This window comes from Halorubrum laminariae, from assembly GCF_024494655.1.
Taxonomy (GTDB): domain Archaea; phylum Halobacteriota; class Halobacteria; order Halobacteriales; family Haloferacaceae; genus Halorubrum; species Halorubrum laminariae.
In genome coordinates this window covers 337,827-364,170 of record NZ_JANHDL010000002.1, presented here as the reverse complement: position 1 = coordinate 364,170, position 26,344 = coordinate 337,827, and the positions used below count along the sequence as shown (strand labels likewise).

Below are 26,344 nucleotides of genomic sequence, written 5' to 3'. Positions count from 1 at the left end.
GCACTTAAATCCGACTCAGTCGGGCTGTGTCCGTCACAGACGTTCGTATTTGTTACGGACGGTATCGGTGACTTGGCGGCCGCTCCGTGTCAATCTGCGGTCAATACGGTGACCGACAGAAGGCTTATCGGGATTACCCGCTTCAGGTGACGTATGGACAGAGACGACCGTGACGATCCGTTCGGCGATTTCTTCGAGGAGATCGAGCGGATGATGAACGAGATGGCCAACGCCAGCGCCGGCGCGGGACCCGGCGCTGACGACGCTGGGTTCGGCTCCGCGACACACGTGGACGCGTACGCGACCGACGACGGCGTCCGACTCATCGCGGACCTCCCGGCCGTTTCGAAAGAGGAACTCTCCCTGCAGTGTGACGGCGAGGCGCTCACCATCTCCGCGGTCTCAGACCGGCGGGAGTACGACGAGACGATCGACCTCCCCGCCCCGGTCGACGAGCACTCCGCGGACGCGACGTTCAACAACGGCGTGCTAGAGGTCGAATTCGACCGTAACGACGACTCCGCGTCAATCGACCTCTCGTAGCCAGCACTCCGCGGTCGACCGCAGTTTTCACGCCCGTTCTTCAGCTCTCACGTTTGTTCGCCGTCCGCCGTATCAGTCCCGCGAGCCTATCGTAAAAATCCGGTTCGTACTTCGTCGCCGCGTCGACGGTCGGACGCGCGTTCGTCTCGTTGACGACGAATCGGCCGTCCGTCTCCAACAGGTCGACGCCGAGGTAGTCGATCCCGAGAACTGTCGCGGCGCGCTCGGCGAGTTCCCGGGCCTCGTCGCTGAGGTCGACGCCGACCGCCTCCGCTCCGCGATGGACGTTGTGCTTCCACCGCCCTGCCTTGATCGCGTCCGATGAGAGTATCCGGCGGACCGCCCCGGCGACCGCGCCGTCGACGACCATCACCCGGTAGTCGGCGGCGTTCGGGAGGAACTCCTGTAAGAGATACGACTTGTCGCCGGTCGCGCGGTAGTCGTGAACGAGGTTCAGGTAGTCGACGACGCCGAGCAGGGAGTCGGGGTCGTCCACGACCGCGACGCCGACGCCGCGAGTCGCGGAGTTCGGCTTGACCACGATCGGATACGAGAGGTCGGCCGCCGCCGCCTCGACGACCGACTCGTCGACGGGGTTCGACACAAGCGTCGTCTGCGGGGTGGGGAGTCTCGCATCATCGAGCGCCGCGAGCACACCGGCCTTGTTCCGCGAGGTCACCACCGTGTCGCGGCCATTCACCCACGGGACGCCCAGCCGCCGGTCGACGACCGCGCCCTCCATGAGCCGGGAGGGATAAACGAGTCCGACGTCGAATTCGTCGAACTCACCGCGATCGGCGGGATCGTCGCACTCCGTCTCGTCGTCGCGCGCTCCGCTCCCAGACACGGACAGCGCGCGCTCTTTCGCCTGCACGTGTTCGACGGCGATGTCGCGGTCGGCGAGCGGCTCGCGCACGCGCTCAAACGTCTCGGCGTCGGTGGTCATCGCGAGCCGGAGCATGCGCTAGCTGCGGGTCGTTCGGACTTAAAGTCGGTTCTCGCGGCCGGGGTCCACGTCGATCGCGTCGACCGGGCAGACATCGACGCAGAGCATGCAGTCGATACACTGATCCTCGTCTGCGGGATTCGCCTTCCGCTCGGACTCGGAGTGGCCCGGAGTGTCGACCCACTCGAACACGTCCACGGGGCAGTCTTCGAGACACGCGCCGTCGGCGAGACAGATGTCGAAGTCGACCGCGACGTGCGTGCCGCGGATCCCCTGCTTTTCCGGCGGCTCGACCGGCCCCCACACGGCGACGCCGTCCTCCTCGCCGACCTGCTCGCGGTTCTGTTCGAAGTTCGGGTCGATGGCCATCGTACCCGTGATTCGCCGGTCGAGGGTTTAAACTCCGCGACGGACGCCCTCGGCCGGGAGAGGGTGGCACAGAGGGCCCGCTCGACCCCCGCATCTCCCGACTTACCCCGACTTACCGGTGGGCGTAGTACGCGAGCAGGTCCTCGGTGCCGTCGGGCCCGTCGGCCTCGTCGGTCGCCTCCGGCTCGAACGCGTCGATCCGGGCGAACCCGATCCGTTCGAACTGGACCACGTCGTCGACGGCGGCGTCGGCGACCGCCGGTTCGGCGTAGCCCCGCACGTCGCCCTCGACCGTCCGCAGAAGCGTCTCGCGGCTCTCCGCGGCCGGAGCCCAGTGGACGACATCCACGTCGCCGTCGCGGACCACGTCGATGTCGGCGTCGAGGAACGCGAGCTCGTCGCCGGCGTACCGGACGCAGCCGTATCCCTTGAGCCAGACCCGCTCGCCTTCGGGCGGGAGATCGGAGGACTCGACGACGACTCGACCGGCGGGCACCTCGCGGTCGCCGCGGTCCGGGTGGTCGGGGTGGAGCGGCGGGTGGCCCGCCTCGGGTGCCGGCGCGTCGCCGTCGACCACGTCGAGTTCGACCGCCGGGTCGTCAGCGCGGTCGCGCACGAGGAAGTAGCGGTCCGCCTCGTCGTCGACGATGTCCCGGTTGTTCGCGTAGACGGACGACATTGCGAGGTCGACATCGGAGGTGGACATCCCGAGTTCGGTCATCGACTCGACGAGCGCCTCGCCGCGAATGCCGCGACGACGGACGGACCGGATCGTCGGCGCGCGCGGGTCGTCCCACCCCGTCAACTCGCCGGTCTCGATCAGCTCCTTGATCGTCGATGTGGAGAGTTTCACGTCGTACTCGTCGACCTGGACGTGGCCCCAGTGGAGCACCTCGGGGTACTCCCAGTCGAAGTAGTCGTAGACGAACCGCTGGCGCTTCGCGGAGTCTTGGAGGTCGATGCCGCGGATGATGTGGGTGACCCCGGTAAGGTGATCGTCGACACCGGACTGAAAGTCGAGCATGGGCCAGCAGCGGTAGTCGGCGGCCACCTCGCGCGGGTGGGGAGTGTCGATCATCCGGAAGGCGACCCAGTCGCGCAGCGCGGGATTCTTGTGCTCGATGTCGGTCCGGACGCGGAGGACCATCTCGCCGGCGTCGTACTCGCCGTTGACCATCGCGGAAAACTCCTCGTGGACGGTCTCCGCGTCCTTCCCGCGGTGTGGACACGACTCGCCGGCGTTTTTCAACTCGGAGAACGCCTCGCCGGAACACGAGCAGGTGTACGCCCCGCCGGCGTCGATGAGGTCGCGGGCGTGGTCGTAGTACGTCTCCAGCCGGTCTGAGGCCTTCAGCACGCGGTCGACCTCGAATCCAAGATACGAAATATCCTCCAGAATGGCGTCGTACGCGTCCAGATCCGGTCGCTTCGTCTCGGGATCGGTGTCGTCGAACCGGCAGATAAACTCGCCGTCGTACCGCCGTTTGTACGTCCCGATGACGGCCGGCATCCGCGCGTGACCCATGTGCCACGGACCGTTGGGGTTCGGGGCCGCGCGCATCACGACCTCGCCGTCCTCGGCGTTCGGCAGGTCGGGGAGGACGTGCTCGTCTTCCTCGTCGTCGGCCTCCAGTTCGGCGAGTCGATCGGGGGCCAACTCGGCGAGTCGATCCCGGCGCTCCGCCTCGTTCATTCCGGCGACGCGGTTCACGACCGGCGCGACGACACCGGGGATCTCGTCGCCGTGCGGGCGGAACTCGGGGTTCTCTCCCATGAGCGGCCCCATGATCGCGCCCACGTCCGGGTCGCTGTCGTGTTTGAGCGCGTTGTACAGCGCGGCGGTCTCGCCCGCCGCCTCGACGCGCTCGCGAAGTTCGTCGTCCATGCCCCTCGCTACCCGGGGTGGCTAAAAAAACGCCGCGGAACCGCGGGCGCAGCGGACCGGACGCCTCGTCCGTGGTTCGCTGCGTTCGTGCTCACTCCAGCCGGCGGTCCCGAAACGCTCGAACCACGTCCTGTCGAGCGATGATACCGACGAGTGTTCCCTCGTCATCGACCACGGGAACGCGGTTGATATCCGGATCGTCGCCCGCGAGCAGGTCGAGAACTTCGTCTACGTCCGTTTCCGGCGTTACCGTCACCACGTCGGTGCTCATCACGTCGGAGATGGGACGGTCGGCATTGCGAACCATGTCGACGCCCAGATCGAGGTCGGCCCACGGGGGCTTCACCTGATACGTGAGCGTGTCGACGAACGGTGGAAGCCCGATCGGGATCCACAGCGTCTCGTCGTCGGGCTCGAACAGGTCGACGAGGTCGGACTCGGTGACGACGCCGACGACGCGTCCCTCGCCGTCGACGACCGGAAACCCGCTGAAGGGGTAGCGAGCGAATCGCTTGAACGCGTCCGCCACGTCGTCGTCGGGAGCGACGGTCTTCACGTCGGTCACCATCAGGTCGCGCGCTTGCATGTGGTCGCCGTCTCGTCGCGCCGTGGTAGGCGTTTCGGCCGCCCGACGCGAACCGTGTCGTCGCGAGGTCGAGTTAGGTACGGTACCTGATACCAAACAGACCGTTATTTATCAATCGAGAATCAAATAGCGGGTATGACCGGATCGCCGCCGGGTGGCGACGAGCCGATCGACGGGCCGGCTGCGAGTCTCCACGACGGTCGTATCAAGGTGCTCGGCGCGGTCCTCTGGACGCTCACGTTCCTCTCGGTGACGGTGCTGATCCTCGTCTCCGGTGACCGGCTCGTCGACCTCGGCGCGCGAGACGTGCTGTTCGTGCTGCTTCGCACCTTCGGCGGCGTGCTCGTGTTCTTCCTCGTGTTTCCGGTGATAGTGAAACTGCTATCGACCGCGAGACTCCGCTGAGAGACGTGGTACGGCTCGAAAGGAAATGGCCGGGGTGGGCTCCGAACCCACGATCTCCGCATGTCCCAGGTCCGAGGCTCGGCGGAGCCACGGGAAGGACGCGGACGCTTCCAAGGCGTCACCGCACCGAATCTCTGAACCCTATGAGTGCGGCGCTATGTCCAGCTAAGCCACCCGGCCTCACGTCTCCGTACCGCCATGATACTCTTTAACCTTCCCATCCGCTCGACGCGTGCGAGTCCGTGACAGATATGGATCGAGGTACAGCAGCGACGACGCGACGCGAGCGCTCCGAGCTGTCGACCGCCGCGGACCCCGCGGATTTATCACGGGCGGGGCGGATATCCGCGACATGAGCCTTCCCGACCTGCTCGCCGAGGCCATCGGCGACGAGAACGTCGTCGCCGAGGTCTCGCTCGGGGGAGCCGACCGGCTCGCAGTCACGCCGACCCGGACGCTCGTGTACCGTAGCGACGGGCTGCTGTCGGACGAGTCGGTCGCGGAGCACTCCCACGATGTCGAGCGACTCGCGGTCTCTGCGGGCCGCCGCAAGGCGAAACTCACCCTCAGCCACGGTCTCGACGGCGACGAGACGATATCGGTGCCGGCGAAGCGCGTCGACGACGTGCTCCACCCGATCCTCGCCGGCATCCTCTCGGCGACGGGCGTCACGGACCCCGGAGAGTCCGTGGTGCGGACGTTCCGGTTCTCGGAGCTGACCCTCGTCGTCACCAGCGACCGGCTGGTTAAACACGTTGGATCGGTAGTCTGGGACCAGGAGTTCGAAGAGTTCCCCTACGCCGATCTGACCGACCTCGACTTCGAGGAGGGGACGGTCGCGACGGCGGTGGTACTCGCGCTTGACAACCGCTCAGAGCGGTTCAAGGCTCCGAACGAGTCCGCACGGGCGGTCCGCGAAACCCTCGTCGACGCGGTCTGTTCGTTCTACGATGTCGACAGTCTCGGCGAGTTCCGTGCGACCGTCGCCGCAGATGCGGACGATGCCGACGGATCGGAGGCCGAAAGCACCACGGACTTCGGCGAGGGTCCCGACCCGCTGTCGGCGTCGCCCGTCGCGGACGCGGAAGCCGAGTCCGACGCCGTTTCTGCCGAACCGGGTGTCGACGCCAGTGACGAGGCGGTACGGGGTATCCGCGAGGCCGACTCGGGAGCGGCGGGCGACGCGGCGACCGAACCGGAAACCGATCCAACGGCCGACACGGCGGACGCTCGGGCGGCCGAGTCACCGACCGAGCCGGCCTCAACCGCGACGGACCAGTCGACGGCGTCCGGACACGCGGCGACGGACGATCCGACCGCCGAGACGCACCGCGCCGGCAACGCGGCGGCCGGATCGGCGGACCCTTCCGCAACAGGGACTTCGACCGAGACCGACGTGCTCGACGAGCCCGTCTCGGACGCCTCCGGCGACGGGCCGATCGACGCCGACGCGTTCGACGGATCGCCGTTTGAGAGTGCCGGCCTCGAAGGAGAGGATCTGGCGACGGAGGTCGCCGCGCTCCGCCGGGAGGTCGAGACGCAGTCTGAACGGCTCGAACGACAGTCCGCACTCATCGAACAGCTGATCGAAGAGCTCCGCCGCGGTCGCTGAACGGTCGGCCCGAAATCGCCACGCACCTTATCACTGAATCCGACCCACCACCGCTGTGATCCCGTTCAGCGACGTGGCCCGCGCGGCCTACTGTCCGAGGCAGCTCTACTACGCGCGGCGCGAAGATGATCGACAGGTTCCGCCGGAAGCGCGCGCTCGCATCGATCTCGCGTTTCGGTATCCGTCGCTCGTCGACGCGTCGGACGCGACACTCCGCCGCCTCCCGATCCGCCGGTCGCCGGCCGCCTACCGACGGAACCTCTCGCGGCTCCACGAGCGCGACGACTACGACCGGCTCGTCGCTCCCGACCGAACGCGCGCGTTCTGTGCCGGAAAGGACTGTCACGGCACGGTCCACAAGGTGCTCACGACCGGCGCGGACGGCGATGCGACGGACGACGAATCGGGCGACGCCGAGACAGACGACGCGTCCGACAACCCCCCGCCCACGCCGGTGATCGTCTCGCCGGGGGAACCGCCGGAGAACGGCGTCTGGGAACCGCAGACGGTCAGGGCCGTTGCGGCCGCGAAGGCGCTCTCGTGGGAGCGCAAGCGGACGGTGCCGAGCGCGCTCGTCGAGTACCCGACCGTCGGCGTCGTCCGGTCGGTCCGTCTCACGCGTCGGACGCGCGCCGCCTATCGACGGGCGTTGCGGGCCGCTCGCGCGATAGACGGTCCGCCGCCCCGCATCGACGACGACCGCTGTTCCGGGTGCGACTACCGCGAACAGTGCGGCGTCGGAAGGCGATCTCTCCGATCGCTTCTAGGGTGACTTACAGGCCGCGAATCCAAGACTCGACGGGTCTCGCTGCGACCGTCGGAATCCGACCATTTATCAGTGTGTGACGCGTCGGCACGCACACGAATGACACGAGACGATCGTGATCGTTCGGGGGATAGAGGAAGTCGCCTTGCGGCGGCTGGCTGCGAAATTCTCCGACGATAACGACTCCGGGGCGCGTCCGCCCCACGGCGGCACTGGCCCCGAGACAGCCGACACAGCTACGGATCCGCTCTTGACTCAGACACCACTCACTACCCTCGACGAGGTACAGCTCTTAGACACCACCCTGCGCGACGGCGAGCAGATGCCGGGGGTCTCGCTCTCTCCCGAAGAAAAGGTGGACATCGCGCGCGAGCTCGATGCGGCGGGCGTCCACCTCGTCGAGGCGGGCTCTGCGTGTACCTCTGAGGGAGAGCGCGAGGCCATCCGTCGGGTGGCCGCCGAGGGCCTCGACGCGACGGTGACGAGCTTCGCTCGTGGGGTCAAAGCCGATGTCGACCACGCGCTCGATTGCGGCGTCGACGGCGTGAACCTCGTCGTCCCCGCCTCCGACAAACACGTCGAGACGAAGGTCGGGTCGAGCCGTGACGAGGTCGTCGAGACGACCGTCGAACTCGTCGAGTACGCCACCGATCACGGGCTGTGGGTCGAGGTGCTCGGCGAGGACGGCTCGCGGGCGGACCTCGACTACCTCGAACGCCTGCTCGGTGCCGGCCTCGACGCCGGCGCGGACCGGATCTGCTATTGTGACACCGTCGGCGCGGCGGACCCCGAGCGAACCGCCGAGGTCGTCTCCCGGCTCGCCGACCTCGGTCCGACGAGCCTCCACACACACGACGACCTCGGCTTCGGGATGGCGAACGTCCACGCGGGGCTGCGCGCCGGTGCCGACACCGTTCACGGCACGGTGATGGGCGTCGGCGAACGCGCCGGCAACGTCGCGCTCGAAGAGATCGCTATCGCGCTCGATCGCTCGTACGACGTCGACACCGTCGAGTTGGCGCGGCTCTATCGGCTCTGTCGCACGGTGAGCGAGGCGACCGGCGTCGCGCTCCCGCCCAACAAGGCGGTCTGCGGGACCAACGCCTTCGCACACGAGTCCGGCATCCACACCGACGGCACGCTCAAAGACGGAACGATGTACGAGCCGTACCCGCCGGAGACGGTCGGCAGAGAGCGCCGCCTCGTGCTCGGGAAGCACGCGGGACGCGCGGGCGTCAAGGCCGCGCTCGCCGAACAGGACGTGGCCGTCGACGACGACGAACTGAGCGAGGTCGTGAGCCGCGTGAAGGAACTCGGCGACCGCGGCAAGCGCGTCACCGACGCCGACCTACTCGCGATCACGGAAGACGTCCAAGGCCGCGAGCGCGACCGCCACGTCGAGCTCGTCGATCTGTCTGCGACCTCCGGCGGAAACCTCCCGACCGCGTCGGTCCGGCTCCGCGTCGGCGACGACGAGCGCGTCGCGTCCGGCACCGGTGCCGGTCCCGTCGACGCGGGGCTCGAAGCTGTCCGGACCGCGCTCGCCGGTGGCAACGCCGACGGCGCGGACGCCGACGGGTCGGCCGGCGTCTCCTTCGATCTCGACTCCTACCACGTCGACGCGATCACGGGCGGCACCGACGCGGTCGTCACCGTCGAGGTCGATCTCTCGCGCGGGGACCGGTCGGTGAGCGTCTCCGCGACGGACGCGGACATCACCCGCGCCAGCGTCGTCGCGATGGTCGACGGGCTCGATCGCCTCTTGGCCGCCGAGGCCGACGCCGCGGGCGCGGAGCCGAGCGCGGTCGCCGACGACTGAAATCGTTCGAGCGCGCGCTCGTCTGACGGGGATTTTAATCGATGACGCCCTAGTGGAACCCGTGAGCGTCGTCGTCGCGGTCAAACCGTCCGCTCGCAAGCGCAACGCGAAGGTGGGACGGCTAGTCTTCGAGGACGGGACCCGCCACGCCTTCGAGAGCCGCGTCGCCGCCGAGCGGTGGGCCGACGACCTCTCGACGGGCGACGGCCACGTCTGGGTCGCGAGCGCGCATCCGCGCGACGGCGACGACGCCGACCTCTACCTCGTCTCTCGGGCGACGAACGCGAAGCTTGAAGCGGCCTACGACAAGCGCCGCCGTCGGCTCCGCGGCGATCCCACGCCCGAACAGCGGTCGCTCGGCGGAGAGCCGTGACGCCGTCTCCGCTCACAGACCGTACGCCGCCTCCACGATATCGTCCCGAAACCCTTCCACAGCCTCCAGCACGGCCTCGCGGTCCGCGTCGTCGACATCGAACTCGCGGAGCGCGCCGTCGAGGTGTGCGGCGATCGCGTCGAACTCGGCGTCCGTAATCTCTAGCCCCTCGTGGGCCGTCTCCATGTCGTCGCCCTCGTACTGCATCGGGCCGCCGGCGACCGCGCTCAGGAACTTCGTCTGGTGGGAGCGCTGCTCGCTCATGTCGATGTCGTCGAAGTGGTGTGCGACCTCGTCGTCGGCCAGCACTCGGTCGTAGAACTCGGTGACGACCGCTCCGACCGCCGGCTCGCCGCCCAGTCGGTCGTACAGCGTCGCGTCGGACATACTCCGGGGTCGTGGCCTCGATGTATGGCTCTTTCCCTCGGGACGGACGGTGCCCGTGTGATCGAGTACGGACGCGACGCGCGGCGGTGACATCGCTCGTCGGTCGGAAACGCGAAAGAAGCGCCGAGGCGGAGATTTGAACTCCGGTGTCCGAATGGACAGTAGATTTCGAATCTACCGCCTTGGCCAGGCTAGGCTACCTCGGCTCGTCTCCCGGTTGGCCGGTTCCGCTGTTATGCGTTTCGATCGCGGACCGCGGCGGGGCGATCCGCTCGTCTACTCGTCGTCGCGCTCCGCCAACAGCGCCGATGCGGTGATAAGCGACTCCAACTTCACGTCGTGGTCGGCGAGCAACTCCGCAGCGCCCTCCTCTCGATCCACGACCACGAGCACGCGGTTCACGGTCGCGCCAGCCTCGCGTAGGGCTTCGACGGCGTCGACGGCGGACTGCCCAGTCGTCGCGATGTCCTCGATCACGACGACCTCCTCGCCGTCCTCCAACTTGCCCTCGATCCGGTTACCCGTGCCGTACGCTTTCGCCTGTTTGCGGGCGATCACATAGGGGCGTCCCAACTCGGCGGCGGTCACGGCGACGAGCGGCACCGCGCCGAGCGCGACGCCAGCGAGCTTCGCGTCTGTCGCGGCGAGTTCGTCGGCGAACGCCTCGCTGACGAGCGTCAGCGCATCCGGGTCCGTCTCGAACCGGTACTTGTCGACGTAGTAGTCGCTCGTCCCGCCGTGTGAGAGTTCAAACTCGCCGAATCTGACGGCGTCGGCCGCCCGGAGCGCGGCGATGAGGTCGCGTCGTCGCTCGTCGTCGATCATACCCGTGAGGCGCTCGCGGGCGATTATAAACCAGTCGGAACGTCTCGGTGACGCTTTCCGGGTTCCGCTCTGCGCACGGTGCGCTTGTCGTCGGGCCCGATCCGAGACGGCACGTTTTACGGACCTCGGACCGGAGGGCTGCCATGGAGCGGTACGATCTCCTCTATCGGCTGTACGACGAGTTCGACGTGGAGGTGCTGCGAGAGCACCAGACGTTCGTAGATCTCTTTCCGCTGGTCGACTCGCGCGTGGCGCTCGACCACTGGGAGGAAGTCAACGACGAACTCGAACGACTGAAACGCCAGATCCACGAATCGTTCCCCGCCGGGGGCACGTTCGCGGAGATCGCGGCGCACGCCGATCGGGAAACGGCGTTCACTGCGCTCGACCTGTTTGCGCGATACGACCGCGCGATCAACGCGCTCGTGTTGGATGTCGACGAGACGCTCCGGTCGGCGGGACAGACCGACAATGAGATCCCCCGCGAAACGCTCCACATCCTAACGGAGATATACGAATCTGGCGTTCCAATCGTCATCTGTACCGGCCAGACGCTGGAGAACGTGAAGGGGTTCATGATCCAGGGACTCGGCAACGAACTGGTCCACTCTGGGAACCTCTCTATCGTCTACGAGGCCGGAAACGGCGTGTTTACGCCGGGCCACGGGTCACGCACGAAGCGCCTGCTGTATCAGGACCTCGGCCCCGACGTGCGAGAAACCTTCGAGACCGTTCGATCGCGCGCGCTGTCGGCCGCGCCCGAGAACGTCCGTCGCGGCTGTCACCTCCAAGGCAACGAGTTTAACGTGACGCTGAAGCCGAACTTCGAGACGGGGAGCGCGGACGCCGAGGCCGTGATCGACGACGGACTGGTCCACCTGATCGACGTGCTCGGCGCGTCGGTGGTCGAACGAGTCGTCGATGAGATCGACGACCCGAAGATCGACGACACGGAGGACCACGAAGACCACGGTGCCGCGTGGGCGCGAGCACACTACGCGGCTGCAGACCCGGAGATACAGGAGGTTCTAGAGGCGTCGGAGGCAGCATCGGTGGCCGGTGAGACGGACGCGTCGACCGACATCCCCGATCCCGTCGCGTCGCTGTTCGACCGGATCGATGTCGCGTACTACCGGGGGGACGCCGCGGAGGTCGGATCGCTGGAACTCGACAAGGTCGCCGGTGTGGAGGCCGCTCTCGATGTGCTCGACGTACCCGACCCCTTCGCACTCGTGATGGGCGACAGCAAGTCGGACCTCCGGGTGATGGAGTGGACCGCTGCCAACGACGCCGGCGTCGCGGCCGCGCCGGAGCACGCCTCCGCCGACGTGCTTTCACACGTTCTCGACCGCGACGAACTGGTATTCGATCGAGGACAGTCCGCGAAGATGCTTCGGACGGCCTACGTCCTCAACCTGTTCGCTAGATTGGAGTAGCCCCAGTCGGGTCGCGGAGTGGCGGGTCGATCGAGTGTCCTCTCGTTTGTCGATTGGCTGAGTGTCCTTGAATCGCCACGCCCTGCGCTGTCCTCGTCGCAGTTATGTGTGAGCGTGACGACCATCGGCACATGTACGACTTCGTGGTGGTCGGGGCCGGCCCGCCGGGCTCGCGGTTCGCCCGTCGCGCGGCCGCCGCGGGCAGCGACGTGCTCGTCCTCGAGAAGGGGAGGGTCGGCGAGCCGCTGGCCTGCTCCGGACACGTCTCCGACGACATCTGGGAGTTCGTCCCCGACGACGCGCGCGAGCGGCTGCTCCAGAACAGCGTGTACGGCGCACGGTTTCACGTCGGCGGGCCGGAGTCGCGAGCGTCCCCGTTCTACAAGCGCGAGCCGGTGTCGAACGTGATCGATCGGGTCGGCATGGACCGGAGGCTCGCCGTCGCCGCCCGCGACGCGGGTGCCGACGTGCGCGAGGGCCACACGGTCGTCTCGGTCGAGGAGCGTGCGGACCGCGTCGCCGTCGAGGCGAGCGTCGGCGACGGCGACACCGAGCGCTTCGAGGCGCGGATGATCGCCGGCTGTGACGGTCCCACCTCGCGGGTCCGCCGGTCGCTCGACCTGCCCGAGCCAGACGAGCTGCTCCACGGCGTGCTCGCGTTCGACGACGAGCCGGACGACGGTGACCTCGTGGACGTGCACCTCACCGCTCCGACGTTCTTCGCGTGGCGGATCCCCCGCGGCGACGCCGGCGTGGAGTACGGGCTCGCTGCGCCGCCGGGCGAAGACGTCTCCGCACGATTCGACGCGCTCACCGACGCCTACGGCGTGACGACTGACCGGTTCTGCTCGGGCGCGATCCCGATCGGTCCTCCGGATCGCGTGACAACCGACCGAGCGTTCCTGATCGGCGACGCCGCCGCACAGACGAAACCGTTCACGGGCGGCGGGATTCTGTACGGGATGACCGCGGCGGACGCGGCTGCGGAGACGATCGACCCGGCCGACCCCGATACGCTCGCCGACTACGAGTCGGCGTGGCGCGACGAACTCGGAACGGAGATCAGGCTCGGTCACGCGATCCGATCCTGCTACTCGCTGCCGGAACCGATCCAGCGAGCCGGATTGTGGGCTCTGTCGGGTGAGATCGGCGTGCACATGGACCGCCCGTCCTCCGTCTTCTCGCCGACACACCTCCGGACGCTGTTCTCGCGGAGCGATCCGCCGGAGTGACACGCCGCTGAACCGAAACGGACTCCCGCTACTCGTCGATGACGTCGGCGAACGAGACGTTCTCGCGGACGCTCGTTATCTCCACTGTCGGCTGATCGCCCGGTTCGGAGTCGGGGACGATGACGACGTAGCCTCGCTCAATCTTCGCGATCCCGTCGCCTTTGTCGCCGAGCGTCTCGATCGTCACTTCTCGGATGTCTCCTTCTGAAACCGGCGGTCCGGACGGGGCAGTGTCGGTCGCCGAGCTGCTCGAAGTGCCGGGGGTTGCGCCGTTACCGGAGCGAGACCGACCGGACGTCTGTCCGGGATCCGTCTCGGATCCGTCGCTCGTCGACTCCGCCGTCTCGCGGGCGATCAGCGCGACGCGGTACGATTTCCCCGGTTCGAGGGTGCCGTGTTCGATCTCGCTTTCCGGGACTGTGACGACGTGCTCGCCGTCTCGCTCTTCGATCTCGCCGGTAAAGAGACACGCCAGCGAGTCGGTGATTTCGACCATGCGGCCCGTTGCAGGCGCGGCATTGAAAAGTTCCCTATCTTCGTGTCCGGGCCGGCCGCCGTCAGCGGCGGCGTCCCGAGGCAACTGACCCGCGATCGAACATAAAAGTTTACCCTGTTTCGAATAAACGACTCGACCATGAGCCGAAACTACGAGTCGCTTCACGACCCGAACGCGGAGTACACGATGCGGGAACTCTCTGCGGGAACGATGGGCGTTACCGGGTCTCGGGGCGGCGGCCGCGATGTCGAGATCACGGACGTGCAGACGACGATGGTCGACGGGAACTTCCCGTGGACGCTCGTCCGCGTGTACACCGACGCGGGAGTCGTCGGTACCGGTGAGGCGTACTGGGGTGCTGGCGTGCCGGAACTCATCGAGCGCATGAAGCCGTTCGTGATCGGCGAGAACCCGCTCGACATCGATCGGCTGTACGAGCACCTGATCCAGAAGATGTCCGGTGAGGGCTCCGTCGAGGGTGTCACGGTCACCGCAATTTCCGGTATAGAGGTGGCGCTCCACGACCTCGCGGGGAAGATCCTCGACGTGCCCGCCTACCAGCTGCTCGGCGGGAAGTACCGCGACCGGATGCGCGTCTACTGCGATTGCCACACCGAAGACGAGGCAGACCCCGAGGCCTGCGCTGACGAGGCCGAGCGCGTCGTCGACGAACTCGGCTACGACGCGCTGAAGTTCGACCTCGACGTGCCCTCGGGTCACGAGAAGGACCGCGCGAACCGCCACCTCCGCCCCGGCGAGATCCGCCACAAGGCGGAGATTGTCGAGAAAGTAACGGAGCGCGTCAAAGACAAGGCCGATGTCTCCTTCGACTGCCACTGGACGTTCTCCGGCGGGTCGGCGAAGCGCCTCGCAGACGCGATCGAGGAGTACGACGTGTGGTGGCTCGAAGACCCGGTGCCGCCGGAGAACCTCGACGTACAGGAGGAAGTGACGAAAAACACCGTCACGCCCATCGCGGTCGGCGAGAACCGCTACCGCGTCACCGAACTGCGTCGGCTCATCGAGAATCAGGCCGTCGACATCGTCGCGCCCGATCTGCCGAAGGTCGGCGGCATGCGCGAGACGCGGAAGATCGCCGACGTGGCGAACCAGTACTACGTGCCGGTCGCGATGCACAACGTCGCGTCGCCGGTGGCGACGATGGCGGCCGCCCACGTCGGCGCGTCGATCCCGAACTCGCTCGCGATCGAGTACCACTCCTACGAGCTCGGCTGGTGGGGCGACCTCGTCGAAGAGAACGTCATCGAGGACGGCCACATCGAGGTCCCCGAGGAGCCGGGGCTCGGCGTCACGCTCGACATGGACGCCGTCGAGGCGCACATGGTCGAGGGCGAGACGCTGTTCGATCCGGCGTAAGCCGGATCGGGCTCGATAGACGAGCGAAGCGAGTCTATCGGTGTTCGACGAGTCGTTTCACTCCTCGTCGAGCCCGCCTGACGCAGTCAGGCGTTGTTTGACGGGGTGTAAGCCGAAGTCAAGCGCGGAAATCTTCGATTTCCGCAGTTCGACCGAGCGGAGCGAAGTCGAGCCAGCGACGAGCGTCGGCGACGGCTGACAACCGAACGCGGCGGTCGGCGCGCCGGTGAGCGACGCGGCGCGGCGCGAACCGCCCGCGAGGGATGCGGCGAGCGAGGTGTGAGCGGAGCGAACACCTCGATTGCGAGCGGTGAAACCGCGAGCAGCGAGCCGCGAGGCTGGGGAGGCGTGAGGTGCGGGGATCGTGCGGGCTGGACTTCGAGATCATTCCCGGTGTCAGTAACGACAGACAAATACCCGCTAGCGACGCCGCTCGCTCGGTTATTTCCACCACGCCACCTGCACTACGCGGCATAAGCTATATTTAGTATCAGTCCAACGGTGTGTCTATGACGATACAACGACGAGAACTTATCGCCGCGCTCGGCGCTGGGGCGGTCGCGAGCACGGCCGGCTGTTCGCAGTCGAACGGAGACAGTGGCGGAAACGGTGCCGACGGCGAGGACGGTACCGACGGGGGGAGCGGGAGCGACGGCTCCGACGGGAGCGAGGTGGGCGTCGCAGGCGAGACGCTCACGCTCACGACGACGACGAGTACCTACGACACGGGACTTCTCGACGAGATCCACACCGACTTCGAAGACATGTACGACGTGTCCGTCGACGCGGTCGCACAGGGGACGGGTGCCGCCCTCGAATCGGCTCGCAACGGCGACGCCGACGTGGTGATGGTCCACGCCCGCGGGCTCGAAGACGAGTTCCTGCGCAACGGGTACGGGGTCAACCGTCGCGACCTGATGTTCAACGACTTCGTGATCGTCGGGCCCGAAGACGACCCCGCGGGGATCCAAGGGATGGAGTCGGCGACCGACGCGCTCACGAGCATCGCCGACGCCGAGGCGATGTTCGTCTCGCGTGGCGACAACTCGGGGACACACACCAAGGAACTCAACCTCTGGGAGGCCGCCGGAACCGATCCGGGCGGCGAGTGGTACCAGGAGACCGGCACCGGGATGGGTGAGGCGCTGAACGTCGCGAACCAGCAGAGGGCGTACACGCTCGCCGACCGAGGGACGTTCATCTCGCAGCGGTCGGAGATTGACCTGACGATACTCGTGCAGGGACCCATCGAGGACGGACCGGAAATTCTCGCGAACCCCTACGGAATCATGGCCGTCAACCCCGGCGTGCACGACAACGCCAACTACGACCTCGCGATGGCGTACATCGGCTGGATCACGAGCCCCGGCGTCCAAGACGCTGTCTCGGAGTACCAAGTGAACGGCGAGCAGCTGTTCTTCCCCGAGGCGGTCTCGGAGGACCCGAACTTCCAGCAGTACGTTCCGGAAGGCTGGAGTGGCGAGTCCACAGAGGAGTGAGCGTGCCGCTCGAACCGATCGCACAGGTCGTTCCGGCCCTTCTCGACGTCTCGTTCAGAGAGGGGTACGTCTCCAGTATCATCTACGTCTCGCTGTACGTGAGCCTCGCCGCCGTGGCGCTGAGCACCCTGTTCAGCATTCCGGTCGCGATCGTCGTGGGCCTGAGCGAGTTCCCCGGAAAGCAGTTCGTGAAGTCGGTCATCAACACGGGGATGGGTTTTCCGAGCGTCGTCGTCGGACTGATGGTGCTTTTCGCCGTCTCGAATCAGGGGCCGCTCGGCTCGCTCGACCTTATCTTCACCAAACAGGCGATGATCATGTCGCAGTTCGTGCTCGCGACGCCGCCGATCACGGCGATCAGCCTCGCGGCGGTCACCGGCGTGGACGAGGGTGTTCGCGACGCCGCGCGGACGCTCGGCGGCACCCGGTTCGACGTTGCACTGGTGGTCGTTAAGGAGGCGCGGTACGGCATCGCGACGGCCGTGTTGGCCGGGTTCGGTCGCGCGATCAGCGAGGTCGGATCCGTGCTCATCGTCGGCGGCAACATCACGAGCGCGGACGGCATCTCGAAGACCCGAACGCTCACGACCGCCATCCAGCTCGAAGCCCGACAGGGACAGTACGAGACTGCGCTGGTTCTCGGGACCGTGCTCGTCGCGCTCGTGTTGCTCGTTAACGCCGTGGTCGTCCGCTTCGGCGATCGGGGGGTGCAGCAGTGATGTTGCGCGCGACGGACGTGACGATGTCGTACGGATCCGACCCCGTCTTTCGAACCCTCTCGATGGGCGTTGACGCGGGCGAAGTCGTCGCCGTCATCGGCCCCTCGGGCGTCGGGAAGACGACACTTCTCAGACTGCTCTCACTCTCGCTCGAACCGGACGAAGGTGCCGTCACGCTCGACGGAACGGATGTCTGGGCCGCGGACGAATCGGCGCGGCTCTCGCTTCGGCGACGTGTCGGCATGGTCTTTCAAGAGGCGAGTCTCTTCGACGCCCCCGTCGCCCGCAACGTCGAGTACGGCCTCCGGATTCGGCGACCTTGGCGCGATCGACTCCGGAGTACGGTCGCGTCGCTCGTCGGATCGAATTCCACCGCGGACGCCGTTCACGACGCCCTCGATGTCGTCGGCCTCGCGGACGCAGTAGAGCAGGACGCGGGATCGCTATCGGGCGGCGAGGCCCAGCGTGTGTCCTTTGCCCGCGCACTGGCGTATCAACCCGATGTCCTACTGCTCGACGAACCGACCTCCGACCTCGATCCGCGAAACACCGCGGTCATCGAATCGGCGATCGCGGCGGCACGAGACCGCGGTATCGGCGTCGTCGTGGCGACACACGACATGCATCAAGCGCGCCGCGTGGCCGACCGCGTCGCGGTGCTCTTAGATCAGGGAATCACCGAGATGGCTCCGACGGAAGTCGTCTTCGAGAACCCGTCCGACGAGCGTACGCAGAAGTTCATCGACGGCGAACTTGTGTACTGACGCGGACCGGCGTTAGAACGGTGCGGTCGAGACCGCCGGAACCCTTGTTGGGGTCTGCGACGAACTTCGAGAAATATGCGGCGGTCCGCGGGTCGTGAAGCCGTCTGCTCAGGCGTACTTCGCGACGACGTTGAGGACATCGTCGAGTTCGTCGCCGTCGAGCGAATAGCGTTCTTGGGCGAACACCGAGCGCAGTTCGGTCCGGTCCTCGGGCAGGAGGTCGGCGATCTTCACGGCCGTCGGAACGTCGATCGGCTCTAACTCGGTCAGTTCCTCGACGAGTTCGCGGGACTCGTCGGCGTCGAGGCGGGCGAACCGGTTGACGTGCTCGATCGCGCGGGCGAGTTCGTATCGGAGGTCGCGGTCCTCGTCGTCCGCTCGCTCGGCCTCGATCTCGACGAGGATCTCTTTCGCCTCCGACGTGGTGACAAACTCTTCGTCAACCTTCTCTTTGAATATCGTCATCTCAGTTCTGCTGCGCGCTCATGTGGGCGGCTCGGACGATGAGCGTCTTCGTCTTGCCGCCGTCGGAGATCTCCACGGTGAACGCAGCGCCCTGTTTACCCGTTACCGTTCCGGTGCGGCCGTCAAACCGCGGATGGAAGCGACCCTCTTGGACGCTCGGGTCGATCTTGAGGTGGACCCGCGATCCCTCCTCGAACTCCTGAATCGCGCGCTGCGGGGGCGACGTGCCGCGGTCGCGGGGTTTGTTCGAGAGCTTGTCGCGAGTCGCCTTCTGAGGCCCATTGGAACTCGGCATGGTCTTGCGCACTCTTCCGCTGCCGCGGTTATAAATGGTGCGTTACGGTCCGAGACCGGGAGCCGATCGCACACCGTGACCGCGCGATCGCGGCTTCGTCGTTTCGCGGCCGCACTCGAAAATCCGGCCACCGATGCCGAGAACACCCGATCGGAGCCCCCCCTTTCGAAAGGGCTAATCCCGTGACTTCCCTACCGGGAACGTAATGAGTCATCAGCTGCCGGACGTACAGGCGTCGGCACCCGACGTGACCGTCGGGCTCTCGCAGGTCGGCGTCACCGGCGTCGAGAAGCTCGTCAAGATCTCGCGGAACGGCGATCGGCCGATCGTCCTCATGGCCGAGTTCGAGGTGTTCGTCGACCTCCCGAGCGGCCGCAAGGGGATCGACATGTCCCGGAACCTCGCGACCATCGATGAGATATTGGAGGAGATAACCCGCGAGGAAGCGTATCGCGTCGAGGAGGTCTGCGGCGACGCCGCCGAGCGACTCTTGGAGAAACACGACTACACCACCACCGCCGAGGTGTCGATGTCGGCGGAGCTCGTCACCCGCGAGGACACGCCCGCGTCCGGTATCGAGACGCAGAGCACGGCGAAGATCGTCGCCAGCGCCACCGCGACCGAGGAGGGGACCCGCGAGGAGATCGGTGCGGAGGTCACGGGTATGACCGTCTGTCCGTGCTCACAGGGGATGAGCGAGTCGCGTGCGAGAGAGAAACTCGCCGAACTTGGCGTCGACGAGGAGACGACAGAGGAGTTCCTAGAGGCCGTCCCGCAGCCGGGCCACTCTCAGCGCGGCCACGCGACGCTAACGATCACGACCGACGGCCACCCCGAAATCGACCTCCGAGACGTGATCGACGTCGCCCGCGACGCGATGAGCGCGCGCATCTACAACATGGCGAAGCGCCCCGACGAAGACCACATGACCTATGCAGCCCACGCCGACGCGAAGTTCGTTGAGGACTGTGTCCGCGCGCTGGCTGAGGGGACCGTCACGGAGTTCGATCACCTCTCGGACGACGCCGTCATCCACATGAAACAGTCGAACGACGAGTCGATCCACCAGCACAACGCCCACGCCGAACGCGAGGTTCGCATGGGCAACCTCCGCAACGAAGTGGACGCCGCGTAGGGATATCACGCAGGGATGTCGCGCAGGCGTCTCTCGCGCCACAGACTGGAGGACCTACTCAGCGAGCGTCGCTACCCGCTCCAGCAGCGCGTCGGGCGAGTCTGCGGGGTCCGAGACGGCGTCGCCGGCGATGACCACCGCCGCTCCCTCCGGAACCGTCTCGGGAGTTGGTGCGCCCGGTAGATTGGCGTTCGGCGCGACGACCTTCTCGTGGTCCGCGACGCGCCACGCGGCGCGGTGCAAGTCGCTTCCCGGCTCGTCGCCGACGGCGATTGCCGTCGTCCCGCGCAGGAGTCGGCCGACGAGGCTGCCGTACCCGGCGACTTGGACGCCGAGCCGCTCGGTCGCACCCGCGAACGACTCGGCGGTCTCCAGAGCGACCGCCCGGTACCGATCCTCGCCGGTCAGCGCCGCTAAATCGAGCAGCGCGGTCGCCATCTCCACATTCCCGTCGAGCGGCCGGAACGGACGGTCGAGCAGACCAGCTCCTGATCGGGGGCCGTCGACGAACGAGCCGTCGACGTGCAGTCGCTCTATCGCACGGTCCGCCACGGTTCGGGCGACGGCCACTCCCTCACCGAGCACGCCCGCCGCGCGGGCGTACGCGCTCACGACGTGAGCGGCGTCGTCGAGGAGGTCAGACTCCCCGACTGCGTCGCTGCCGCGGTAGCGGGTCACCTTTCCGGTGTCGGCGTCGATCAGGTCGCGTTCGAGTCCGTCGAGGATCCGGCTCGCGTACTCGCGGGCGCGGTCGTCGTCGGTGTAGGCGGCGACGGTGAGCAGCGCGTCGGCCGCCAGCGCGTTCCCGCCGGCGAAGACGGTGAAGTCGCGTCGCGGTGCGTCGAGATCGGCGCGGTCCTCGGCGGACGCGGCGTAGTAGGCGCGGCCGAGCCCGGGGCCGAGGCTCCCGCCGACGCCGTAGCCGGTCCAGAGGTCGTCGGTGAGGAAGCCGACGGCGTCGAGCGCGGGGTCGAGGTACGCCTCGTCGCCGGTGTAGAGGTAGGCGTTCGCGAATGCGCGGGTGACCGCGGCGTTCGTGTCGAGGGGCTTCTCGTAGGCCACGTCGCCCCAGTCGCGGGTCCCCGCGAATCGGAAGAAGCCGCCGTCGACCTCGTCGGCGAGGTGATCACGGACCGCGTCGAGCGTGCGGAGCGCGCGGTCCCGGTCGCGCTTCAGGGCGAATTCGACGGTCCGAGGGAGCGGGAACTTCGCGTCCGTCCCCCAGCCGGCGTACTCCTCGTCGTACTTCACCTCCAGTTGTCCGGCGAGGTGACTCTCGACGGCGTCGGTCAGCTCGCCGCGGGGCGGCAGGTCGGCGTCGAGCGCGCGCGGGACGCGGCCGGCCTCGCGGCCCTTCTCGGTCCACATCTGTCGGACAGATTCGAGTACCTGCCGCATCCCGTCCACGTCGAGGTAGCCGGCACCGGTGAGAAGTTCGCCCTCGGGCGTGAGGAAGGCGGTCGTCGGGAACCCGCCCATGTTGTACCGCTCGCGCACCCGCGGGTGGCGGTCGACGTCTACGCGGATCGGGACGAACCCCTCGTTGACGTTGGCGGCGATCCGCGGCTCGGCGTACGTGACCGCATCCATCTCGTGACAGCCCTCGCACCACGTCGCGGACAGCGACAGCAGCACCGGACAGTTCCGATCGTCTGCCTCGGCGAACGCCTCGGGGCCCCAGTCGCGCCACTCGACGTGCGTCTCGTCGGTCATACGCGCAGTCGGGTCGGATCGCGGGTAAGCGCTTCGAGACGGGCCGGCGCGCGGGCGGTCGACGGCTGTGGAGGGCGTGGATCCGGTGGCCGCCGGGGAGATGTCGGCGGGACGCACCGCGCGATGCCGGCCGCGTGCAGTCGGCCGATCAACGCCCGTGATCGTGACGGTCAGCGTTTGTGACAGTCAGCGTTTGTGGTCGTGACCGAGCGCGAGCGCGGCGACGTTGGCGATCAGTAAACCGACGAACCACAGTCCGGTCGTTCCGTCGAGCCCTTCGTACAGCAACACGGGGTACGCGAGCGGGATGGCGATGGCCGCCCAGAAGGCGACCGCCTTCACCGTGCCGGTCATCAGGTCGGCGACGTGCCGACCGGAGACGAGGCGAGTGGAAGCGGGGGTTGACATGCTCACTTCTGCCTACGACGGGGACCCACATATAGCCGGGAGAGGGTTCGGGGATTTTCACCTCATTTCTCGGCGGTCGCGGGACGTTTTACAACGCACGCAGAATGCGTTTAATCGTTTATCGACTATTCTCATCCTTTTTCTCAGATTCTCGTTATTGTTCCGAACCGACGTCGATCTCGGCCGCTCCGGTCGTGGGCAACTGGTTCGGCCATTCCCCAGCGAAGATCCCGAGTGGCACGGAGAGCGGGATAACACAAACAGTCGGTTGTCCGTACACGAGACACTTATCTGCTCCCGCCGTAGAAGAGGTATGACCGAGATCACGCGTCGACTGGCGATCCGCAGCGTCGTCGCGGGAAGTGTCGGCGCGCTCGCCGGCTGTACGGGCGGAGACGGTAGCGATGGACCCGGCAGCGACGGTGACGGAACCGACGGTGGCGACGGAGACGACGGAACTGACGGCGACGCGGACGCCCCGACCGAACGGACCGTGCTGCAGGTCGAGTCGCCGCTGTCCGGGCCGGCGTGGGACCGTCGGTCGCGGCGGGGATTCTGCACGCGCATCGCGGCGGAGGAAGACGCGACTTGGCTGCTCGACGACGCGTCCGAGGAGACGCGCACGTTCGTCTCGGAGACCGACTTCGAGCGCGCCGTCGTCGTGTACGTCGAGTCGGTCGGACCGACGACGTGTCACTCCGCGCTGTCGTTTGAGGACATCACCATCGAGGACGGGACGCTGACCGCGAGCGTCCGAGTCGAAGACACCGCGGCAGTCGACGAGGGGTGCGGACAGGCGATCACCTATCCCGCCGCGATGGTGCGGATCGAGTCCGATCCCCGCCCGGTGTCGGTGCGGCTACAGGTCACTGACGGCTGGGGTGAGACGGGAACAGTCTGCGACGACGGCGTGGTCGACCCCGATGTGCTGCCCGGCGTCGTCCGTCCCGACGGCGAGCCGACCGCGATCCCCGCCTCATTCGACTGCGAGACCGAGGGGTTCGAGCGACATCCGCAGGTGTACGAGGGCGCGGTCAACTGGGGCGGCGGTGGCGGAGTGGGTGGCGACGGCGACGACGGATCCGACGCCGACGACGCTGGCTCCGACGACGACGATGACGCGGGGCCGCTCGCGCTCCGGATCGTGAGTCCCGACGACGAGAGAAGTGACAGCGCTGGCGATGAAATGGAAGACGAGGACGGAACCGGCGGCGATACCGCCCCCGTTGCCGGCCCACTCGCTCGCGGCGACCCCTTCCGGATCGAGCTGACGAACGTCTCCGATCGGCCGGCTCACATCGGCAATCAGGGCAAGTACAACCTCGAACTCCGGACGGAGGCCGGCTGGACGGAGATCCGCGGTACCGACGGCGAGGGGCCATTCGGATACACAGACGAGGCGATCGGCGTCGATCCGGGCGAGTCGCTCACGTGGGAGTTCGAGATGACGGAATCGGGACTGATCGAGGGGGGGCCGCACGCAGACGTTCTCCGTGTCTGTCCCGATCTTGCGGCCGGTCGCTACCGGTTCGTCTTCTGGGGCGGCGACGACCTCGCCGTCGCGTTCGACTACGTTGGCTGACCGACCTCCGACGAATCCAACCTCTGACGAATCCGATATCGACGACGTGGCCCCGACAAGGTCACGTCGACTCGCCGATCGCTCTCGCGGCCGCGAGTAGTTCGTCGTGGAGGCAGCCGTTCGAGACGACGAGTCCGGTCGAGTCGTGTCGCCAGCGGTCGCCCGCGAGATCCGTGGCGCGGCCGCCAGCCTGCCGAACGATGAACACGCCCGCGACGGAGTCCCACGGGTTCGCGCGCAGGTTCGAGACGGTCCCTTCGAGCCCGCCGGCGGCGACCGTCGAGAGCGTGACCTGTGCCGAGCCGAGCCGTCGCATGTCGCCGAATCGGTGAACAATCGCCTCGCAGGCCGCCGCGTACTCGTCGCGGGCGTCGAGGTCCCACCAGAGCGTCGGAGCGACGGTGCTCCGACGCACGTCACTCACGTCGCTGACCACGATGGGCTTGCCGTTGCGGTACGCGCCGTCGGCGTCGGCGGTGTAGGCGTCGCCGAGCGCGGGCGCGACGACCGCGGCCGCGACGGGCTCGCCGTCGACGACCGCCGCGACCGCCGTCCCCCACACGCGAATGTCTCTGACGTAGTTGCTCGTGCCGTCGATCGGGTCGATCACCCACGCTGTACCCTCGTCGGGAACGGTCTTCCGCTCGTCCTCCTCCTCGCCGACGATCGCGTCGTCGGGGAATGACTCTCGAATCTCCGCGATCACGGTTCGCTGGGCCGCGCGGTCGGCCTCGGTCACCACGTCAATCTGGCCTTTCGTCTCGACCGCGATGTCGCTCCGGAACCTGTCGTGTGCGACCCGCGCGCCGGCCCGGGCCGCGCGCTCCGCGACGGCGGCGCGCTCGGCTGCGTCGACCGTGTCGTCGTCCGTATCACTCATGCCGCGTCCTCCGCGCTCGCGACGCGTATGCGCGTCGATCACGAACAGCGCCATCGGGTCGAACAGCGCCATTGGGTGGTCACGAACAGAACCATCGGGTGAACACCGTCGAATCTCCACCGCTATTAACTCGATTCCGAATCAGAGTACCTTTAAGTGAGTCGGACGCGGAGGGACGGATATGGAACCAGAGGAAGCGGTCCGGCAGCTCGAATACGCCATCGACGCTTCGCTCGACGAGATCGGACAGCGCGCCGCCGCCGGTTACCGGCCGACGTTCGAGCGCGTCGCCGACCGCGCGGACGGGGCTGCTGTCTACGCGCTCGCGGGAGCGCTTTCCGACGAGGTCGACGACGGTTGCTGTCCCACCCCGGCGGAGGCGAACGCGACCGCGGAGCGCGTGCTCGACGGCTGGGCGTACACCGACGGCGGAGCCTGACTCGTCCGCTGCGGCCTCCGCTTCACGCGTCGATTCGCTCCCCAAGTTCGGGTGCGATCGCGTCGAATCCCGCTTTTTTCAGATCGTCGGCGAACGGTTCGCATCGGTCCCCGTGGACAATCATCACCCGCGCGTCGGCGTAGTCGCCGAGGAACGACTCCAGTCCGCCTCGGTCCGCGTGCGCGGAGAAGTCGTACGACTCGACGGCCGCGCTCACGGGTCGGACTCGCCCGTCGATCTCCATTCGCCCGTGGTCCTGTAGCTCGCGGCCGGGCGTTCCCGCCACCTGATAGCCGGTCAGCGTGACCGCGTTCGTCGGATTCGCCCGGATCGCGGGGAGGTACGAGCGGACCGGGCCGCCGGCGAGCATCCCCGACGTGGTGACGATCAGCTCGTTGTCGCCGGCGATCCGCTCGCGCTGGCCGTCTCGCCCCGTCACGAACCGGGCCGCGCTCGTCGCCCGACCGAACGCGTCCGGATCGCGCAGGAAGGTCGGGTACTGCCGAAGCATCCGCGTCACGTCCACGCCCATCCCGTCGACGTACGGATGCAGGTCGGCGGCGTCGGCGACGAGCAGCATCTCTTGGGTCCGGCCGATGGCGAACGCGGGCGCGACGACCGTCCCACCCTCCCACATGGTCGTCCGAACGCGCTCGATCCAGCGCTCTTCGACCCTGCGCCGGTCCTCGTGGCACACGTCGGCGTACGTGGCCTCACAGATCACGATGTCGGCGTCGGGCCGGGCGGTCGTTCCGGACACCAACCGCTGGTCGTCGGTGTGGAAGTCGCCGGTGTACAGGAGCCGGGTGTCTCCGTTATCGGACTTCGTCCGATCGCCAGTGGGACTCCGTCCCACGCTGTCGTCCACCAGCACGTGTGCAGAGCCGGGGATGTGACCCGCGTCGAACAGCGTCACCTCGTAGCCGCCGGCCGCGGGGCCGCCGCACACCTCGAACGGCTCCGCGTACCCGTGTCGATCCTCGACTTCGCCGAGGCGCGCGACGTGCTCCTGCGAAAAGGGACACAGCGGGCTGGTTCCGTGGAGCTTGAGCGTGTCGCGTGCGAGGGTCCGAGCGAGTTCCGCGGTCGGCGGCGTCCAGTGTACGGTCGGCCGGCGCGACCCCTTCAACAGCGCCGGAACGGCCCCGACGTGGTCGAGGTGGCCATGCGAGACGACGACCGCGTCGGGTTCGGGATCGCGGATCGGATACTGCGGAGGCTCGCCGGTCAACAGCCCGTAATCGAGCAGGAGGGCGTCGTCGACGAGGACGGCGCTTCGACCGACCTCGCGGGCTCCGCCGAGAAACTCGATCTCCATCGCCGGAGCATAGTCGCTCTCGGTGTTAGTGTCCGTCGGTCGGAGTCTCGCGGAAAATCGGACCCGCGCC

Annotated in this window: 28 protein-coding genes and 2 tRNA genes; 15 read left to right on the top strand and 15 right to left on the bottom strand. The window is 67.4% G+C overall.

Annotation, left to right across the window (positions count from 1 at the left end; all coding sequences use genetic code 11):
• Positions 1–153 precede the first annotated feature (153 nt).
• Entirely contained in the window at positions 154–543 is a 390-nt protein-coding gene (locus tag NO887_RS04880; RefSeq protein ID WP_256417341.1) for an Hsp20/alpha crystallin family protein, read from the top strand.
• Positions 544–583: 40 nt separating this feature from the next.
• On the opposite strand, the gene NO887_RS04875 is transcribed toward NO887_RS04880, so the two are convergent.
• The 4 genes from NO887_RS04875 to NO887_RS04860 all read right to left on the bottom strand — a co-directional run bounded on the left by NO887_RS04875 (position 584) and on the right by NO887_RS04860 (position 4,329).
• Positions 584–1,504, bottom strand: a complete 921-nt coding sequence (locus NO887_RS04875; protein WP_256417340.1) for an ATP-grasp domain-containing protein — start codon at positions 1,502–1,504, stop codon at positions 584–586.
• A gap of 24 nt (positions 1,505–1,528) precedes the next feature.
• Complete coding sequence (locus NO887_RS04870; protein WP_256417339.1) at positions 1,529–1,858, bottom strand: 4Fe-4S dicluster domain-containing protein; 330 nt, start codon at positions 1,856–1,858, stop codon at positions 1,529–1,531.
• A gap of 112 nt (positions 1,859–1,970) precedes the next feature.
• A complete protein-coding gene (locus NO887_RS04865; protein ID WP_256417338.1) occupies positions 1,971–3,743 on the bottom strand; it encodes a glutamate--tRNA ligase in 1,773 nt (590 codons plus the stop codon).
• Positions 3,744–3,834: 91 nt separating this feature from the next.
• Positions 3,835–4,329 (bottom strand): CBS domain-containing protein, encoded by a 495-nt coding sequence (locus NO887_RS04860; protein WP_256417337.1) that lies wholly within the window; start codon positions 4,327–4,329, stop codon positions 3,835–3,837.
• 135 nt (positions 4,330–4,464) lie between these two features.
• On the opposite strand from NO887_RS04860, the gene NO887_RS04855 reads away from it, so the two are divergent.
• Positions 4,465–4,734: a hypothetical protein gene (locus NO887_RS04855; RefSeq protein WP_256417336.1), complete on the top strand. Its 270-nt coding sequence runs from the start codon at positions 4,465–4,467 to the stop codon at positions 4,732–4,734.
• Positions 4,735–4,760: 26 nt separating this feature from the next.
• Here the strand turns inward: NO887_RS04855 and NO887_RS04850 are convergent.
• Positions 4,761–4,914, bottom strand: a tRNA-Met gene (locus NO887_RS04850).
• Positions 4,915–5,086: 172 nt separating this feature from the next.
• Here NO887_RS04850 and NO887_RS04845 point away from each other — a divergent pair.
• The 4 genes from NO887_RS04845 to NO887_RS04830 all read left to right on the top strand — a co-directional run bounded on the left by NO887_RS04845 (position 5,087) and on the right by NO887_RS04830 (position 9,304).
• The gene (locus NO887_RS04845) at positions 5,087–6,346 is read left to right on the top strand and encodes a DUF7115 domain-containing protein (RefSeq protein ID WP_256417335.1); all 1,260 of its coding nucleotides are present in this window, start codon (positions 5,087–5,089) and stop codon (positions 6,344–6,346) included.
• Positions 6,347–6,401: 55 nt separating this feature from the next.
• The gene (locus NO887_RS04840) at positions 6,402–7,118 is read left to right on the top strand and encodes a CRISPR-associated protein Cas4 (protein WP_256417334.1); all 717 of its coding nucleotides are present in this window, start codon (positions 6,402–6,404) and stop codon (positions 7,116–7,118) included.
• Positions 7,119–7,362: 244 nt separating this feature from the next.
• A complete protein-coding gene (locus NO887_RS04835) occupies positions 7,363–8,931 on the top strand; it encodes a (R)-citramalate synthase (protein ID WP_256417572.1) in 1,569 nt (522 codons plus the stop codon).
• 61 nt (positions 8,932–8,992) lie between these two features.
• Positions 8,993–9,304 carry a DUF8081 domain-containing protein gene (locus tag NO887_RS04830; protein ID WP_256417333.1) on the top strand — a complete coding sequence of 104 codons (312 nt, stop codon included), beginning with the start codon at positions 8,993–8,995 and terminating at the stop codon, positions 9,302–9,304.
• 12 nt (positions 9,305–9,316) lie between these two features.
• Here NO887_RS04830 and NO887_RS04825 read toward each other — a convergent pair whose 3' ends face one another.
• From NO887_RS04825 to pyrE, 3 genes are all read right to left on the bottom strand, one after another.
• A complete protein-coding gene (locus tag NO887_RS04825) occupies positions 9,317–9,691 on the bottom strand; it encodes a group I truncated hemoglobin (protein WP_256417332.1) in 375 nt (124 codons plus the stop codon).
• A 121-nt stretch (positions 9,692–9,812) separates the two neighbouring features.
• Positions 9,813–9,897: transfer RNA gene (locus NO887_RS04820), tRNA-Ser, on the bottom strand.
• A 70-nt stretch (positions 9,898–9,967) separates the two neighbouring features.
• Entirely contained in the window at positions 9,968–10,516 is a 549-nt protein-coding gene (gene pyrE, locus NO887_RS04815) for an orotate phosphoribosyltransferase (protein WP_256417331.1), read from the bottom strand.
• Positions 10,517–10,659: 143 nt separating this feature from the next.
• On the opposite strand from pyrE, the gene NO887_RS04810 reads away from it, so the two are divergent.
• Together NO887_RS04810 and NO887_RS04805 are read left to right on the top strand one after the other, a co-directional pair.
• Positions 10,660–11,952: an HAD family hydrolase gene (locus NO887_RS04810; RefSeq protein WP_256417330.1), complete on the top strand. Its 1,293-nt coding sequence runs from the start codon at positions 10,660–10,662 to the stop codon at positions 11,950–11,952.
• Positions 11,953–12,083: 131 nt separating this feature from the next.
• Entirely contained in the window at positions 12,084–13,184 is a 1,101-nt protein-coding gene (locus NO887_RS04805; protein WP_256417329.1) for a geranylgeranyl reductase family protein, read from the top strand.
• Between the two features lie 28 nt (positions 13,185–13,212).
• Here NO887_RS04805 and NO887_RS04800 read toward each other — a convergent pair whose 3' ends face one another.
• Positions 13,213–13,680, bottom strand: a complete 468-nt coding sequence (locus NO887_RS04800; RefSeq protein ID WP_256417328.1) for a TRAM domain-containing protein — start codon at positions 13,678–13,680, stop codon at positions 13,213–13,215.
• Positions 13,681–13,818: 138 nt separating this feature from the next.
• Here NO887_RS04800 and NO887_RS04795 point away from each other — a divergent pair, with 138 nt between their 5' ends.
• From NO887_RS04795 to NO887_RS04780, 4 genes are all read left to right on the top strand, one after another.
• The gene (locus NO887_RS04795) at positions 13,819–15,057 is read left to right on the top strand and encodes a mandelate racemase/muconate lactonizing enzyme family protein (RefSeq protein WP_256417327.1); all 1,239 of its coding nucleotides are present in this window, start codon (positions 13,819–13,821) and stop codon (positions 15,055–15,057) included.
• A 509-nt stretch (positions 15,058–15,566) separates the two neighbouring features.
• The gene (locus tag NO887_RS04790) at positions 15,567–16,556 is read left to right on the top strand and encodes an ABC transporter substrate-binding protein (protein ID WP_256417326.1); all 990 of its coding nucleotides are present in this window, start codon (positions 15,567–15,569) and stop codon (positions 16,554–16,556) included.
• A gap of 2 nt (positions 16,557–16,558) precedes the next feature.
• Positions 16,559–17,275, top strand: a complete 717-nt coding sequence (locus NO887_RS04785) for an ABC transporter permease (RefSeq protein ID WP_256417325.1) — start codon at positions 16,559–16,561, stop codon at positions 17,273–17,275.
• The gene (locus tag NO887_RS04780) at positions 17,275–18,039 is read left to right on the top strand and encodes an ABC transporter ATP-binding protein (protein WP_256417324.1); all 765 of its coding nucleotides are present in this window, start codon (positions 17,275–17,277) and stop codon (positions 18,037–18,039) included. The genes NO887_RS04785 and NO887_RS04780 overlap by 1 nt, the downstream gene beginning before the upstream one ends.
• A 108-nt stretch (positions 18,040–18,147) precedes the next feature.
• Here NO887_RS04780 and NO887_RS04775 read toward each other — a convergent pair whose 3' ends face one another.
• Both NO887_RS04775 and NO887_RS04770 read right to left on the bottom strand, forming a co-directional pair.
• Positions 18,148–18,504, bottom strand: coding sequence for an RNA polymerase Rpb4 family protein (locus NO887_RS04775; protein ID WP_256417323.1), 357 nt, complete (start codon positions 18,502–18,504; stop codon positions 18,148–18,150).
• A gap of 1 nt (position 18,505) precedes the next feature.
• A complete protein-coding gene (locus tag NO887_RS04770; RefSeq protein ID WP_256417322.1) occupies positions 18,506–18,799 on the bottom strand; it encodes a 50S ribosomal protein L21e in 294 nt (97 codons plus the stop codon).
• 205 nt (positions 18,800–19,004) lie between these two features.
• Between NO887_RS04770 and mptA the strand changes: the two genes are divergently transcribed.
• Positions 19,005–19,934, top strand: a complete 930-nt coding sequence (gene mptA, locus NO887_RS04765) for a GTP cyclohydrolase MptA (RefSeq protein WP_256417321.1) — start codon at positions 19,005–19,007, stop codon at positions 19,932–19,934.
• 54 nt (positions 19,935–19,988) lie between these two features.
• Here mptA and NO887_RS04760 read toward each other — a convergent pair whose 3' ends face one another.
• Both NO887_RS04760 and NO887_RS04755 read right to left on the bottom strand, forming a co-directional pair.
• Positions 19,989–21,647 (bottom strand): DUF255 domain-containing protein, encoded by a 1,659-nt coding sequence (locus NO887_RS04760; protein ID WP_256417320.1) that lies wholly within the window; start codon positions 21,645–21,647, stop codon positions 19,989–19,991.
• A gap of 186 nt (positions 21,648–21,833) precedes the next feature.
• Positions 21,834–22,055 (bottom strand): DUF8028 family protein, encoded by a 222-nt coding sequence (locus NO887_RS04755; RefSeq protein ID WP_256417319.1) that lies wholly within the window; start codon positions 22,053–22,055, stop codon positions 21,834–21,836.
• 313 nt (positions 22,056–22,368) lie between these two features.
• On the opposite strand from NO887_RS04755, the gene NO887_RS04750 reads away from it, so the two are divergent.
• On the top strand, positions 22,369–23,637 hold the full coding sequence (locus NO887_RS04750; protein ID WP_256417318.1) for a hypothetical protein: 1,269 nt from the start codon (positions 22,369–22,371) through the stop codon (positions 23,635–23,637).
• Positions 23,638–23,698: 61 nt separating this feature from the next.
• Here the strand turns inward: NO887_RS04750 and NO887_RS04745 are convergent, their stop codons facing one another.
• Positions 23,699–24,517 (bottom strand): inositol monophosphatase family protein, encoded by an 819-nt coding sequence (locus NO887_RS04745; RefSeq protein WP_256417571.1) that lies wholly within the window; start codon positions 24,515–24,517, stop codon positions 23,699–23,701.
• A 181-nt stretch (positions 24,518–24,698) separates the two neighbouring features.
• On the opposite strand from NO887_RS04745, the gene NO887_RS04740 reads away from it, so the two are divergent.
• Entirely contained in the window at positions 24,699–24,956 is a 258-nt protein-coding gene (locus tag NO887_RS04740; protein WP_256417317.1) for a hypothetical protein, read from the top strand.
• Between the two features lie 22 nt (positions 24,957–24,978).
• Here NO887_RS04740 and NO887_RS04735 read toward each other — a convergent pair whose 3' ends face one another.
• Positions 24,979–26,274: an MBL fold metallo-hydrolase gene (locus NO887_RS04735; RefSeq protein WP_256417316.1), complete on the bottom strand. Its 1,296-nt coding sequence runs from the start codon at positions 26,272–26,274 to the stop codon at positions 24,979–24,981.
• Between the last annotated feature and the right edge of the window lie 70 nt (positions 26,275–26,344).

What these genes read in the sequence shown, in the direction of transcription:
- NO887_RS04865 (WP_256417338.1), bottom strand. Translation starts at nt 3,743, where the DNA reads ATGGACGACGAACTTCGCGAGCGCGTCGAGGCGGCGGGCGAGACCGCC.
- NO887_RS04845 (WP_256417335.1), top strand. Translation starts at nt 5,087, where the DNA reads ATGAGCCTTCCCGACCTGCTCGCCGAGGCCATCGGCGACGAGAACGTC.
- NO887_RS04790 (WP_256417326.1), top strand. Translation starts at nt 15,567, where the DNA reads ATGACGATACAACGACGAGAACTTATCGCCGCGCTCGGCGCTGGGGCG.
- NO887_RS04880 (WP_256417341.1), top strand. Translation starts at nt 154, where the DNA reads ATGGACAGAGACGACCGTGACGATCCGTTCGGCGATTTCTTCGAGGAG.
- NO887_RS04755 (WP_256417319.1), bottom strand. Translation starts at nt 22,055, where the DNA reads ATGTCAACCCCCGCTTCCACTCGCCTCGTCTCCGGTCGGCACGTCGCC.
- NO887_RS04825 (WP_256417332.1), bottom strand. Translation starts at nt 9,691, where the DNA reads ATGTCCGACGCGACGCTGTACGACCGACTGGGCGGCGAGCCGGCGGTC.
- NO887_RS04745 (WP_256417571.1), bottom strand. Translation starts at nt 24,517, where the DNA reads ATGAGTGATACGGACGACGACACGGTCGACGCAGCCGAGCGCGCCGCC.
- NO887_RS04860 (WP_256417337.1), bottom strand. Translation starts at nt 4,329, where the DNA reads ATGCAAGCGCGCGACCTGATGGTGACCGACGTGAAGACCGTCGCTCCC.
- NO887_RS04775 (WP_256417323.1), bottom strand. Translation starts at nt 18,504, where the DNA reads ATGACGATATTCAAAGAGAAGGTTGACGAAGAGTTTGTCACCACGTCG.
- NO887_RS04805 (WP_256417329.1), top strand. Translation starts at nt 12,084, where the DNA reads ATGTACGACTTCGTGGTGGTCGGGGCCGGCCCGCCGGGCTCGCGGTTC.
- NO887_RS04875 (WP_256417340.1), bottom strand. Translation starts at nt 1,504, where the DNA reads ATGCTCCGGCTCGCGATGACCACCGACGCCGAGACGTTTGAGCGCGTG.
- NO887_RS04870 (WP_256417339.1), bottom strand. Translation starts at nt 1,858, where the DNA reads ATGGCCATCGACCCGAACTTCGAACAGAACCGCGAGCAGGTCGGCGAG.
- NO887_RS04735 (WP_256417316.1), bottom strand. Translation starts at nt 26,274, where the DNA reads ATGGAGATCGAGTTTCTCGGCGGAGCCCGCGAGGTCGGTCGAAGCGCC.
- NO887_RS04795 (WP_256417327.1), top strand. Translation starts at nt 13,819, where the DNA reads ATGAGCCGAAACTACGAGTCGCTTCACGACCCGAACGCGGAGTACACG.
- pyrE (WP_256417331.1), bottom strand. Translation starts at nt 10,516, where the DNA reads ATGATCGACGACGAGCGACGACGCGACCTCATCGCCGCGCTCCGGGCG.
- NO887_RS04800 (WP_256417328.1), bottom strand. Translation starts at nt 13,680, where the DNA reads ATGGTCGAAATCACCGACTCGCTGGCGTGTCTCTTTACCGGCGAGATC.
- NO887_RS04750 (WP_256417318.1), top strand. Translation starts at nt 22,369, where the DNA reads ATGACCGAGATCACGCGTCGACTGGCGATCCGCAGCGTCGTCGCGGGA.
- NO887_RS04780 (WP_256417324.1), top strand. Translation starts at nt 17,275, where the DNA reads ATGTTGCGCGCGACGGACGTGACGATGTCGTACGGATCCGACCCCGTC.
- NO887_RS04810 (WP_256417330.1), top strand. Translation starts at nt 10,660, where the DNA reads ATGGAGCGGTACGATCTCCTCTATCGGCTGTACGACGAGTTCGACGTG.
- mptA (WP_256417321.1), top strand. Translation starts at nt 19,005, where the DNA reads ATGAGTCATCAGCTGCCGGACGTACAGGCGTCGGCACCCGACGTGACC.
- NO887_RS04740 (WP_256417317.1), top strand. Translation starts at nt 24,699, where the DNA reads ATGGAACCAGAGGAAGCGGTCCGGCAGCTCGAATACGCCATCGACGCT.
- NO887_RS04855 (WP_256417336.1), top strand. Translation starts at nt 4,465, where the DNA reads ATGACCGGATCGCCGCCGGGTGGCGACGAGCCGATCGACGGGCCGGCT.
- NO887_RS04770 (WP_256417322.1), bottom strand. Translation starts at nt 18,799, where the DNA reads ATGCCGAGTTCCAATGGGCCTCAGAAGGCGACTCGCGACAAGCTCTCG.
- NO887_RS04760 (WP_256417320.1), bottom strand. Translation starts at nt 21,647, where the DNA reads ATGACCGACGAGACGCACGTCGAGTGGCGCGACTGGGGCCCCGAGGCG.